The following is a 12,052-nucleotide window of genomic DNA, read 5'->3' on the forward strand; positions in this document are numbered from 1 at the left end:
ATAAAGCTGGTAAAGTAGCGTTAATTAAATTGAATGAGATAAACAAATGGCTGGATTTTGGAACTACCGTGTAATTTTTTGTGAAGCAACGAAAGACGAAGCAGCGCAATACCAAATACACGAAGTAGAATATAACTTAAATGGCAAAGTAACTAATTGGTCAGAAACAGGCGCAGCACCTTTTGGTACAACATTAGATGAGTTAGCAGCTGATGCCGATCGTTTAAAAACGGCGCTAGAAAAACCTGTACTTAAGGTTGTTCGCAAAGCCCGAGGCTACGAATTGGTTGACGTTGAAACCGGTGAAGAAGCATTTGCGGAGCCACCAGCAGGCTTAACAGCATAATATTATAAAGGCGCTTAGGCGCCTTTTTTAACGTTAAAATTTAAGGAATGAGGATGAGTTTAAACGCAGTATTGTTTGATATGGACGGCACGTTAGTTGATTCTGAAAGTATGCACTTTGAATGTTGGAGCCAGCTGCTTGCACCCTACAATGTCCGTTATAACGAAGTGGAGTTTTGTCAGCGCTTTTCAGGGCGCCCAACGTTAGAAGCAGCAATTGATATTAAAAATGAGCATAATCTAGCCGTCAGCGCACAGTTTTTAGCAGATGAAAAATATCGATTATTTGGTGAATACGTAAAAACTAATTTACCGCCTGTTATGCCTTTTACTGAGCAAACCTTACATGCTGTTAAAAACAGTGGCTTAAAAATGGCGTTAGTTACCGGCAGTGCTCGCAGCGAGGCCATGCCTATTTTAAAAGGGCTAGGTTTTTATGAGTTATTTGATACTGTAGTGACAAAAGACGATGTAATAAATCCAAAGCCAGCAGGCGATCCTTACCTTTTAGCGCTTGAACACATACATGTAGCGCCAGAGCATGCAATTGCTGTAGAAGACACCTTTACGGGCGTTTGTGCTGCAAATAATGCACAGGTTAGAGTTGTTGCGATTGCAAATCATCATACAGTTGATCATGATTTTAGTAAGGCGACCTACAAAATGACTGACTTAGGTGAGTTTTGGCAGTGGGTAGAATCTCAACTATAGTTAAAGCCTTATTTTATTTGCAGGGATGCAGTAATGGCTCAACTAAAGTACTTACTTTTAATTGTTATTTTAATAAGCTCATCGCTTACGTTCGCGGTGCAGCCTCAGGTGTTATTGGCGAAAGTATATGATGAATCTAAACATGGCAATATTAGTGAATACCTCGTCAGTGAAAAATATGATGGTGTAAGAGCAATATGGACGGGCGAAAAATTTATTACCCGCAAAGGAAATGCGATTAACGCGCCAAGTTGGTTTACGGCGCCATTACCAAATGTGTGGTTAGATGGGGAGTTGTGGATAGCGCGCGCTCAATTTTCTTTGGTCAGTGGAATTGTAAGAACTAAACGCCCCAGCAATTCAGATTGGCACGCAATACGCTATCAAATATTTGATATGCCAGATTCAAGTCTCCCTTTTAGTGTGCGCTATAAAAACTACCAAGCTTTAGTCAAACAAATCAATAAGCAGCATATAGTTGCAGTTAAGCAACACCGCTTTACTAGCACAGCACAATTAACAGAGTACTTTGAGGGTTTAACTAAGCAAGGGGCTGAGGGGGTTATGCTGCATTTAGCCAATGCTAAATATAAAAGCGGGCGCAGCAATACATTATTAAAGTTAAAGCCCTATCTTGATGCTGAAGCGATTGTTATTGCACATTTACCAGGTAAAGGAAAATACACTGGTATGTTAGGTGCATTAAAAGTAAAAACGCCCCATGGGCAAATATTTAAAATAGGCACGGGCTTTAGTAACAAACAGCGCCAAACACCTCCGGCTATAGGTAGCACGGTAACGTATCGGTACCATGGGTTAACAAAGCATGGCTTACCACGTTTTGCGAGCTTTTTAAGGGTGAGGGAGGGTCATTAGCGTTTATAACTTTGGCAAAGTATGCTAAATTGCGCGGCCTTTTTCTAATGTATGGTGAAGTATGTTTGTAGGTTTTGATTACGGTAGTTCTAATTGTGCCATGGGTGTTATGGAGCAAGAGGAAGTACAGTTAGTGCCACTTGAGCAAGGAAAACATTATTTACCTTCTACCCTTTATACGCACCATAGCGCATTAGTTGTCGACTTTGTGGCAAAGCATGTAAAAGGCACAGCCCACGAGCATGGCTTTTTAACACAGCGCCAAGCTTTATTAAATACACTCGGGCGTATTAAGTCAGATCTTGATTTACAACCTACAGATGAAACGCTTTTTATTGGCCGTGAAGCAATTAGTGAATATGTGCAGTTTCCTGAAGAAGGGTACTTTGTAAAATCACCTAAATCGTTTTTTGGTGCCACAGGCTTAAAGCAAGGGCAAATTAATTTTTTTGAAGACATTGCTACGGCAATGATTTTAAAAATAAAGCAACGCGCAGAGCTTTCACTTAAAACCCCACTTACGCAAACGGTTATTGGTCGTCCAGTTAACTTTCAGGCCGTTGGCGGTGAGCAATCGAACCAGCAAGCTGTAGGTATTTTAGAACGCGCAGCTAAGCGTGCGGGCTTTAAAGACGTTGAGTTTTTATACGAACCGCTTGCAGCAGGGATTGATTACGAAAGTAGTTTAGTGGAAGACCAAAAAGTGCTGGTTATTGATATTGGCGGTGGTACCAGCGATTGCTCGTTTGTTCAAATGGGGCCAAGTTTTAGAGGAAACAGTGAACGCGATAATGACTTTTTAGCCCATAGCGGTAAGCGTGTTGGCGGAAATGACTTAGATATAGCGCTTAGCTTTCATGGTTTAATGCCATTGCTTGGTTTAGGCAGTACCTTTAAATCGGGCCTACCTTTACCAAATCAACCCTTTTGGCAAGCCTGTAAAATTAACGATGTAAATTTACAGAGTCAGTTTTATAGTGAAAGCCATTACCGAGAACTCACCGCACAATTACGCGATGTAAGTGCACCTGCGCTTTTTAAGCGCTTAATCCATTTACAGCAAAATAAACAGGGCCATCAGTTAGTACAGCAAGGTGAGGCGGCTAAAATAGCGCTTTCATCAGCAAATGCTTTTGATTGCGATCTTCGCTTTTTAGATAACGATCTAAGTAAAAACCTATCGGTTAGTGATTTAGCTGTTGCAGTAGAAAGTAGTATTAGCCAAATAGTCACGTTAGCAAAACAAGCAATTACCGATGCAGCAACTACCCCAGACGTTATTTATTTAACGGGGGGAAGTGCGCAGTCACCTCTTATTAAAGCCGCGTTAAGTGAGCATTTAGGTGATATAAAAATGCTCAACGGCGATCACTTTGGTAGTGTAACGGCTGGCCTAACAAAATGGGCCAGCATGCTTTATAAGTAGCTTAAAAGGCTTTAAAGACTAATTTGTCGGGTTGCGAGGTATTTTTCGTAATCTGGCAAAGTACGTTCAAGCTCAGTGTTCATTAAGGGCGAGCTTAATAACATGTCGGCGCTGACTTCATTACAGGCCACAGGAATATTCCAAACAGCAGCTAAACGCAGTAAGGCTTTTACATCTGGGTCGTGTGGCTGCGATGCTAACGGATCCCAAAAAAACACCAAAACATGGATTTCGTGCTCAGCAATTTTAGCTCCTAGCTGTTGATCGCCTCCCATAGGACCACTTAATAGCTGAATAACCTTTAGCCCGGTGGTTTTTTCGATTAAATGGCCTGTGGTGCCAGTACCGTATAAGGTGTGCTTGCTTAAGGCTTCTTTGTGTTTTTCGCACCATAATTTAAGCGCGGCTTTTTTACCATCATGGGCAACTAAAGCAATATTTTTATTTGCTGGTAATGACTGTGTTTTTTGTTCCATGCTGCATCTTATTATTAGTTAAGTAATACTAATTATTTGTAATTAATATAATAAATTTATGGCAAGCGTAATAAACACTATACCGGTGACTCTATCAATCCACAGCTGACTGTTTGGATTATTTCTGAAAAACTGAGCAATTTTATCGCCAAAATAAATATACGTGCAGTCAATCGGAAAAGCAAAAATAGGATAGAGCAAACCAAAAAAAGCTAATTGAAACGTCGCTGATGATAATGTTGGATCTACGAATTGCGGTATAAACGCTATAAAAAACAATGCCACTTTAGGGTTTAGCACTTCTGTCATCATAGCTTGAAACATAACATTAGATTTTTTACTGGTACTAATGTGTGGTTTTTCTTCGCTAGTGCAGTTCCCTTCAGAAGTGGGGGGCTTTAATGTGCCCTTAATCATCATAAGTCCTAAATAACATAAATAAGCGGCCCCTGTATATTGCACTGCACTGTAAGCGGTAGGGGAGGCTTTTAGTACCGCGCTTAGGCCAATTACGGCAAAAAAGGTATGTATTACCCCACCTAAAGCAAAGCCAAATGCGCTTTGCATGCCTGCTGTTCTGCCATTGGCAAATGTTTGCGCCATTAAAAATGCGTTTGATGGCCCAGGGGCCACCGCCATTAAAAAGCTCGCCAATAAAAATGATGCTAAAAAATCAGGGTTGATCATGTATTAACCGGGTGCAATGTATGGGCTTTTTTACTCATTAAAATTAGCCAAAGTGGTGCCAGTAACAATAAATGAAAAGCAATTAGCCAAGGTGTGCTAAGGCCTAAATATTGCGTTAAAAACACAAGCACACTAGCGCCACTCATTTGCATAGCACCAATTAAGGCAGAGGCTGTACCGGCTTGCTTTGGAAAGCGCGATAACGCCATGCCAGCCGCAGAGCCTAAGCTCAAAGCAAAGCCTAGTGCTGCAATTAAAATGGGAAGCATGAGTGCAATGGCCGATTCTATATGGCTAAGCGAAATCATTAATATACCTGAGCCTACTAACACAGTTACTCCTACACGCAGGGCTTTTTGACTATTGCGCTTAATGTAAATAGGCGTAATAAAGCTGGCTATAATGCTTAATACAGCATTGAGTGTAAACCAAAAAGTAAAGTCGGCCACAGTGCCACCTAAGTGAGTAATAATCCACCCCGGTGCTAAGGTAACAAACACAAGTATTGCCGACATGGCAACCATACACAGTAGGCTGTTAAATAAAAATATCGGAGTTTTTATTATTGGTACAAACCGGCGCAGGTCCAATATATGCCCTTGGTAGTGGCTATCGGCTGGGCGAGTTTCCCTAAATAAGGTGAGCGTAATTACCAGCCCTGCTAATGCAAATAAGGTTAAAAACATAAAGTTCATGCGCCAGCCAAATTGCACGGTAAGCCAAGCACCTAAAATAGGTGCAAGCGCGGGAATAAAGCACACAATCCCATTTAAATACGTAATCATTTGTCCACTGCGCTCGCTGCCGTATTTATCACGTACAATAGCAAACGCAACAACAAACGTAGCACACGCCCCTAACCCTTGCAGAGCGCGTGCAAACATTAATACAGCAAAAGAGGGAGCCATATAGGCAAGCAAAGCTGAGCCTGCATATAAGCTAACACCTACAACAGCTACCGGTTTTCGGCCAAACTTATCGGCAAGCGGCCCCGCAATTAATTGCCCTAAACCCACAGTAAGCATAAAAACAGCCACCGTTTGCTGAACCTGTTGTTCGGTTACGTTAAATTGCGTGGCAATAGTAGGAAAAGCGGGCAGATAAATATCAATAGCCATAGGGCAAAATATTACGAGTAACGCTAAGATGAGTAATAAAATTAAGTTAGGTTTAGCGGGCTGAGTTTGCATTAGGTCTCCTTTTGCTGGCTATTTTAGGTGCCCGCTTATAAAAAAGAAAGGGCTTATGAGTGAGCCACGCTTTATTGTGATAAATATTTCATGACATGAGGATTAACAGCGCGGTGAATTGCGCTTTTTTTAACTGGTCTGATGTGTTAATTTGAATTTATAAACACAAAATGGGAAATAACAATGAGTAATAAATCAGCCCTTTTAAAAACGTGGCTAAAATTTAAACGCTTACCTTTTGGCAATTGGTTGTTTAGCAAAGCAGTATGCATGAAAGCCCCTTATTTTGGCTCAATGAAACCTTATATACTCGATTTAAGAGAAGGGCACTGTAGCGCTGTTGTAAAAAACCGCCGTAGTGTACATAACCATATTGGGACTATTCATGCTATTGCACAATGTAACTTAGCAGAGCTGTGTGCTGGTGTAATGGTAGATGCCACCGTGCCTTATAAAACGCATCGCTGGATCCCTAAAGGAATGACGGTCCAGTATTTAGCAAAAGTTGATACCGATGTAACTGCTATTGCAGAAATCGACTTGCCTCGCCAATGGATAGATAAAGAGGATTTAGTGGTGCCAGTTAAGCTTTATAATACCCGCAATGAACTGGTGTTCACTGCAGATATTACGATGTACATAACTGAGAAAAAGTAATGAGCGCTTAATTAGGTTTGGCTTTATCAGCGGCTTGCTTATTAACAAACGACAAGTCGCTGTCAGCATCATCCAGCAAGGTTTTTACTTCTTTTGCCGGCTTTAAATCTTCGCTAATAAGTTCTGGTTCTTCTTTTTCAAAGCGTTGTTTTAAGCTGCCTTCAATAATGGCTCCTGCCTCAATACTTAGCGTGTCGTGAAAAACATCGCCATGCACGTGAGCACTGCTTTGAATATTCACTTCACTGGCGTTAAGAGAGCCAATAATTTTGCCTTTTACAATGACGCTTTTAGCTTCAACTACACCTTCAACAATACCGCTAGAGCCAATTACCAGATGCTCTGCCTTTATATCGCCATCAATGCGGCCATCTAGCTGCACTTCGCCTTGGCTGGTAAGTGTGCCAGTTAAGCGCACATCTTCAGAAATAATAGAAGGGGTATGATTTACTCTTTTTAACGTAGTTTGACTACTTGATTGCTTTTTTTTACCGAACACGAGAAAGCGCCTTTGTTATTTTTAGAGGATTGACATGTTTGCCATCGAGTAACACTTCATAGTGTAAGTGGGTACTGGTACTTCTGCCTGTGCTGCCCATTAATCCAATTACCTCATTTTTAGCGATTGTTTGGCCTTTTTTCACTTTAATCTTATTTAAGTGGCCAAAACGGGTGATCAAGCCATTTTTGTGCTCTAGCTCTATAAAGTTACCATAGCCGCCGTTTCTGCCAGCGCGAAGTACAACAGCATCGGCAGGGGCAAAAATTTCGGTTTTGTGCCAGCCGGCTAAATCAACACCTTTGTGAAAAGCTCGGCGGTTGTTCATTGGATCTTTACGAAGGCCAAAGTTGCTCGAAATATAGTATTTAGCCGCAGGTAAGGGCAGTGAGTTAGGCAGCTCTGTTAAAAAGTTTTCAAGATTGTTGAGTAGTAATAGCTTATCAACAATGGCTAAAAACTGCCCTGGTATTTTAGTTTCATCAAATACATCTAACGGGCCACCTTGCGCACTGGTTTGTGCACCCAGAGCTAAATGTTGTTCAAGAGCTGATTCTAGGCCAGCCCCTTTTAACATCGCTAAAATTGCATCATGGCGTTTATTAATTTGCGCATCAATAAGCGCAAAGTTATGCTCGTAGTGTTTATTTAAGCGCTCATAGCGTGCGGCAAAAGTGATTGGCGTTAGTAGGCTTGCGTGTTTGTTTTTTGGCTCTTCATCGACAAGTGGTTCATGAAACTCGCCGTTGTCTTCATTAACAGGCGAGTCAAGTTGATCTTCTAGTTTTATTGTTTCTTTACTAATAGATGCGGGGAGGGATTCAATCATACCTTGCAAAAGTGCTTGCTTTTGCTCAAGGACTGCAAGTTGCTCTAATTGCTTAGCGTGCAATGCTTTTTGTTCACTGACCTGTTTTTGCCACACTTGTTGTTTGTCTATTTGGCTTTGTTCTATGTCGGTAATTTTATTTGTTTGACTATAAACACGAAAACTTGAAATAGCGACCCAAGTAATAGTGCCTAAAATAAGCAGTACTGTAAAAAGCTGAAACCAAGGCGCCAAAACAACATGCTTTACTTCGCCATTTTGACGAATAAGCAACTGACGGGCTGGGAAAATTTTTTGGTAAAAAGACTTAATAAATACTGACATGGCACATAAACACTCGCTATTAACCGGATTAATGTATCAATTTCAGTCTAAAAAGCCAGAAAAAATTTGTAACTGTTCAAAAATTAATAAAAAAGGGCTGCTATTAGTATCAGCCCTCTATTGAAAATAGTCGGATACTAGCTAGCTTGTTGCTCATCGCTATCTTTTATTGATGCTACGTTGTCGGCTTTTTTAGCTTTAGCTTTAGCTGTACTTTTTGTTGTGGGCTCTTTCGCGCCTTTTAGTACCGCCATAAAGTCATCTTTACTCTTTGCAATTTCAAGCGCAAGCGATTCTACTTGTTGCTCACTCAGTGGTACATCTACTTTTTCCAGCATTACTTCAAGCGACTCTGCTATATCGAGCATTTTGTCATAGGCATCCGCTTCTTTTTTAGTAGTAAACGTCATTCGCTCAACTCCGTTTCGTTCTACAACATATTTAACAACAACAGCCATGATCTCTCCTGCTTGATTGCGTGGTAATGTGGTTATTGACCTGTAGGTCACTGTTTTTATATACAGTAAATGTTTGCGAAATAAATTGCAAGCATTCACGACATTTTAGATTGTCATAAATTTGACAAAAAAGCGTAACTTTACTTTATTTAGGTAATCACTTTGTTGTACCAGCTGCATTTTAGGTTTTCGGATTTAGGTGATTATGCACTGGAAATAATATAAGTGATGCGCGTTGCTCCTTATTTAATATTATTTCCTCTAATAAAAATTAAGCACATGCTTAAAGCCAAATTCGCCGTTTAACTATAACGCTTTGGTATGAAAAAAAATAAGGAATAACAAATGAAAAATCTATTAACGCTACTTATTATCAGCTTTTTAAGCTTTAGCGCGATTACCCACGCTAACCCTGTTAAAGATAAGCCTATGGTTGAAATGCCGCAAACCTCGGTTATTAACATTAATAGTGCAGACTCAGAAATGCTGGCCAAACTGCCTGGTATTGGTAAGAAAAAGGCGCAGGCTATTGTTGATTATAGGGTAGAAAATGGTGATTTTACTGAGCTGAGCGATTTAGCCAATGTAAAAGGAATAGGTAAAAAGTTGGTAGCTAAATTAGAAGGAAAAGTGTCTTTATAATAGGCAGGGCGCTAAGCGCCCTGTGAATACTGCTCAAGTGCTTTGGTTAAATATTTTTTAGCGAAGTTTATTTCAATCGGCGTTGTTAAAAGCGGGTAACACAGTCCACCTAAAATTAAAAAAGGAATGAGTTCCCACCCTTTAAAAACAGTAAATAATAAAAACAATGGGCTGAGCAATATCAGCTTTACTATTCTTAATAACACTCTATCAGTGGCGGGTAGCATACTTAGCGCAATAGCAACAACGGCTTGTCGCTGTCTCACTTTAAGGTGCTTTAATTCAGGCAGTTGACTGGTAAAAAACGTAAACATATTAAATAGTCTTTTTAGTAAGTAAGCGAGTGGTAACAAGTACAAAAAGCGTAATAGTAAATAACGCAAATAGTATTTCCATCCATGCTGGCATACTTAATCCTGCAAATTGCCAATCGATATTACCACAATCCCCTGTGGCTTGAAAAAAGCTTGGGATCCATTCATGCAAGGGCATAAATGCAGGGAAATTTGGTTCAAACTCACAGCTAAACGCAAAGGGATCGGTGGTTGTTTGCATTTCTATGTGTTCACGTGCAATAAAGTAGCCCCACACACTGGATACACCCCACACTAAATAAGCGGTTGCACGTACAAATTTATTCTGTGGTTTAGTTGCGCCAATAATACCCGCCCCTAATAAGCCTAATACCGCAGTTCGCTGGTAAATACACATAATGCAGGGTGCAAGGCCCATTTGGTATTGAAAAAATAGTGCGGTGACTTCTAATAAAAATACAATGCCTGTAAATAGTAGCCATGGAGTGCGTTGAGTAGGGAGTTGAGCTAGCCAGTTCATAAAAAATCCGCATTGAAATAAGACGTTGAATTATGTACTAGGATAAAGTAACGAGCAACAAAAAGGGTAAAAAAGCTATCGAAGTGGCATTTTTTAAGATGAAATTAATAAGTGGTTATGGCCAGTCCTATTTAGGTAAAGGTTAAGCTTACTTTGCTAAATAAACATGTAGGCAAGTAAAAAGGCTTGTTTGAACAAAATGGTTAACATGCTCTGCTGTATGCGTGTTTTAAATGTACTTGTATGGAAGGTGCCGCGCACAGGAACTTTTACAGCAATGTAGTGGTGAAGAAAAACAGCAATAGTATTGATGTACCTACTATGAATAGGGCTAATTTAGGTAGCAAATTAAGTTAAATTTAAGCATGTCGAATTTTATTATTTGTTATTACAAAATTTTCAGCTGATGGTTGGCACTTATATCAACGAGTTTACTTGTTAGTTATATTTCATCTGGTACAATCTGTCAGTTATTCGTATAAAACGATGAGTTGTGATTAATTCGAGTGGGAATTGAATGAGAATTTTTAAAGCTAAAAGCCCAGCAGGATTTGCTGAAGAGTATATAGTTGAATCTATCTGGAACGGCGATTTCCCTCCAGGTTCAATTCTGCCTGCAGAGCGTGAGCTTTCTGAGTTAATTGGTGTAACCAGAACAACATTACGTGAAGTACTGCAACGCTTAGCACGTGACGGTTGGTTAACGATTCAGCACGGTAAGCCAACAAGAGTAAATAACTTTTGGGAAACTTCGGGTTTAAATATACTCGAAACGCTGGCGCGCTTAGATGAAGATAAAATGCCCGAGCTGACCGACCAGCTATTATCTGCACGTACAAATATTAGTGCAATCTACACCCGTGCCGCTATTAAATATAATCCAGAACGCGTTATTGAAATATTATCTAAAAGCGATGAGCTGGAAGATACAGCACAAGCATTTGCAGATTACGATTACAAAGTACACCACGAATTAGCTGTCGCTGGTAATAACCGCATTTACGTACTTATACTTAACGGTTTTAGAGGATTTTACTTTAAAATTGGTTGTCATTATTTTTCAGACGCAGGCACTCGTCAGTTAGCACGTCAATTTTATAAAGATTTAACAGTATTGGCTGAAAACCGTGAGCACGATGGTGCGATTTCAATGATGCGTAAGTTTGGCCATCAGACGGGTGAAATTTGGCAAAATATTAAAGGCGATATGCCTTCCGATATCATGGATTAAATACTTTTTAAAACCTGCAAATGCAGGTTTTTTTATACGTGTAATCAATTTTTAATATCTGTTCGATATTTTCGATTGTATACATCGCTAAATACGATTGTTCTTTTTTCCGCATTAAATTTAAAATGCCATTTAATTATGTGCTGGCGCTATTGTTTTTTAATTTTTAGCGCCCATATAAGTATCAGTATTGCGTAAGCAATCGACAACAAACTCAAAATATTTGGAGAATAAAATGGGTGTATTAGTAGGCCGCCAGGCACCAGACTTTACCGCTGCAGCTGTACTAGGTAATGGTGAAATTGTAGATAGCTATAACCTTCATGAAACAATTAAAGGTAAAAAAGCAGTAATCTTCTTTTACCCACTAGATTTCACGTTTGTATGTCCTTCAGAACTTATCGCATTTGATAAGCGTTACGAAGAATTTCAAAAGCGTGGCGTAGAAGTAATTGGTGTTTCTATCGATTCACAATTCTCACACAACGCATGGCGTAACACTGCTGTAGCAGACGGCGGTATTGGTAAAGTTAAATACGCACTAGTTGCAGACGTTAAGCACGAAATTTGTAAAGCATACGACGTTGAGCACCCAGAAGCAGGCGTTGCATTTCGTGGCTCTTTCCTAATCGATGAAGAAGGTAATGTACGTCACCAAGTAGTGAACGACTTACCACTTGGTCGTAATATCGACGAAATGATCCGTATGGTTGACGCACTAGCATTCCACAGCGAAAACGGCGAAGTATGCCCTGCTGGTTGGGAAGAAGGTAAAAAAGGTATGGACGCAAGCCCTGAAGGTGTTGCTAAGTTCCTATCTGAAAACGAAGGCGAGCTATAATTTAGCCCCTGCGTTTTAATAAAAAA

The 12,052-nt window shown here is 40.1% G+C and carries 16 protein-coding genes; 8 read left to right on the plus strand and 8 right to left on the minus strand.

Features of this window, described 5'->3' with window-relative positions; all coding sequences use genetic code 11:
- Positions 1 to 46 precede the first annotated feature (46 nt).
- The 4 genes from QUE46_RS04830 to yegD all read left to right on the plus strand — a co-directional run bounded on the left by QUE46_RS04830 (position 47) and on the right by yegD (position 3,358).
- The gene (locus QUE46_RS04830) at positions 47 to 346 is read left to right on the plus strand and encodes a hypothetical protein (protein ID WP_004587389.1); all 300 of its coding nucleotides are present in this window, start codon (positions 47 to 49) and stop codon (positions 344 to 346) included.
- A 53-nt stretch (positions 347 to 399) separates the two neighbouring features.
- On the plus strand, positions 400 to 1,056 hold the full coding sequence (locus QUE46_RS04835) for an HAD family phosphatase (protein ID WP_286246446.1): 657 nt from the start codon (positions 400 to 402) through the stop codon (positions 1,054 to 1,056).
- Positions 1,057 to 1,089: 33 nt separating this feature from the next.
- Entirely contained in the window at positions 1,090 to 1,932 is an 843-nt protein-coding gene (locus QUE46_RS04840) for a DNA ligase (protein WP_286246447.1), read from the plus strand.
- A 61-nt stretch (positions 1,933 to 1,993) separates the two neighbouring features.
- Positions 1,994 to 3,358, plus strand: coding sequence for a molecular chaperone (yegD, locus tag QUE46_RS04845; protein ID WP_286246448.1), 1,365 nt, complete (start codon positions 1,994 to 1,996; stop codon positions 3,356 to 3,358).
- Positions 3,359 to 3,369: 11 nt separating this feature from the next.
- On the opposite strand, the gene QUE46_RS04850 is transcribed toward yegD, so the two are convergent.
- The 3 genes from QUE46_RS04850 to QUE46_RS04860 are packed head-to-tail and all read right to left on the minus strand — an operon-like array spanning position 3,370 to position 5,711.
- The gene (locus QUE46_RS04850; protein WP_286246449.1) at positions 3,370 to 3,834 is read right to left on the minus strand and encodes a methylglyoxal synthase; all 465 of its coding nucleotides are present in this window, start codon (positions 3,832 to 3,834) and stop codon (positions 3,370 to 3,372) included.
- A 42-nt stretch (positions 3,835 to 3,876) separates the two neighbouring features.
- Positions 3,877 to 4,521 (minus strand): LysE family translocator, encoded by a 645-nt coding sequence (locus QUE46_RS04855; protein WP_286246450.1) that lies wholly within the window; start codon positions 4,519 to 4,521, stop codon positions 3,877 to 3,879.
- Positions 4,518 to 5,711: a multidrug effflux MFS transporter gene (locus QUE46_RS04860; RefSeq protein ID WP_286246451.1), complete on the minus strand. Its 1,194-nt coding sequence runs from the start codon at positions 5,709 to 5,711 to the stop codon at positions 4,518 to 4,520. The genes QUE46_RS04855 and QUE46_RS04860 overlap by 4 nt, the downstream gene beginning before the upstream one ends.
- A 183-nt stretch (positions 5,712 to 5,894) precedes the next feature.
- On the opposite strand from QUE46_RS04860, the gene QUE46_RS04865 reads away from it, so the two are divergent.
- Positions 5,895 to 6,368 (plus strand): hotdog fold domain-containing protein, encoded by a 474-nt coding sequence (locus QUE46_RS04865; protein WP_286246452.1) that lies wholly within the window; start codon positions 5,895 to 5,897, stop codon positions 6,366 to 6,368.
- 7 nt (positions 6,369 to 6,375) lie between these two features.
- On the opposite strand, the gene QUE46_RS04870 is transcribed toward QUE46_RS04865, so the two are convergent.
- From QUE46_RS04870 to QUE46_RS04880, 3 genes are all read right to left on the minus strand, one after another.
- A complete protein-coding gene (locus QUE46_RS04870) occupies positions 6,376 to 6,867 on the minus strand; it encodes a polymer-forming cytoskeletal protein (RefSeq protein ID WP_286246453.1) in 492 nt (163 codons plus the stop codon).
- A complete protein-coding gene (locus QUE46_RS04875) occupies positions 6,857 to 8,020 on the minus strand; it encodes a M23 family metallopeptidase (RefSeq protein ID WP_286246454.1) in 1,164 nt (387 codons plus the stop codon). The genes QUE46_RS04870 and QUE46_RS04875 overlap by 11 nt, the downstream gene beginning before the upstream one ends.
- Positions 8,021 to 8,157: 137 nt before the next feature.
- Positions 8,158 to 8,478, minus strand: a complete 321-nt coding sequence (locus tag QUE46_RS04880) for a YebG family protein (protein WP_286246455.1) — start codon at positions 8,476 to 8,478, stop codon at positions 8,158 to 8,160.
- A gap of 345 nt (positions 8,479 to 8,823) precedes the next feature.
- On the opposite strand from QUE46_RS04880, the gene QUE46_RS04885 reads away from it, so the two are divergent.
- Positions 8,824 to 9,120, plus strand: a complete 297-nt coding sequence (locus QUE46_RS04885) for a ComEA family DNA-binding protein (RefSeq protein ID WP_286246456.1) — start codon at positions 8,824 to 8,826, stop codon at positions 9,118 to 9,120.
- 11 nt (positions 9,121 to 9,131) lie between these two features.
- On the opposite strand, the gene QUE46_RS04890 is transcribed toward QUE46_RS04885, so the two are convergent.
- Positions 9,132 to 9,434 carry a DUF6170 family protein gene (locus QUE46_RS04890; protein ID WP_286246457.1) on the minus strand — a complete coding sequence of 101 codons (303 nt, stop codon included), beginning with the start codon at positions 9,432 to 9,434 and terminating at the stop codon, positions 9,132 to 9,134.
- Between the two features lies 1 nt (position 9,435).
- Positions 9,436 to 9,954: a disulfide bond formation protein DsbB gene (dsbB, locus tag QUE46_RS04895; protein ID WP_286246458.1), complete on the minus strand. Its 519-nt coding sequence runs from the start codon at positions 9,952 to 9,954 to the stop codon at positions 9,436 to 9,438.
- Positions 9,955 to 10,471: 517 nt separating this feature from the next.
- Between dsbB and fadR the strand changes: the two genes are divergently transcribed.
- Positions 10,472 to 11,185, plus strand: coding sequence for a fatty acid metabolism transcriptional regulator FadR (fadR, locus tag QUE46_RS04900; RefSeq protein WP_286246459.1), 714 nt, complete (start codon positions 10,472 to 10,474; stop codon positions 11,183 to 11,185).
- Positions 11,186 to 11,420: 235 nt separating this feature from the next.
- Entirely contained in the window at positions 11,421 to 12,026 is a 606-nt protein-coding gene (locus QUE46_RS04905; protein ID WP_138540691.1) for a peroxiredoxin, read from the plus strand.
- Positions 12,027 to 12,052 lie beyond the last annotated feature (26 nt).

Source organism: Pseudoalteromonas sp. MM1 (assembly GCF_030296835.1).
Taxonomy (GTDB): Bacteria; Pseudomonadota; Gammaproteobacteria; order Enterobacterales; family Alteromonadaceae; genus Pseudoalteromonas.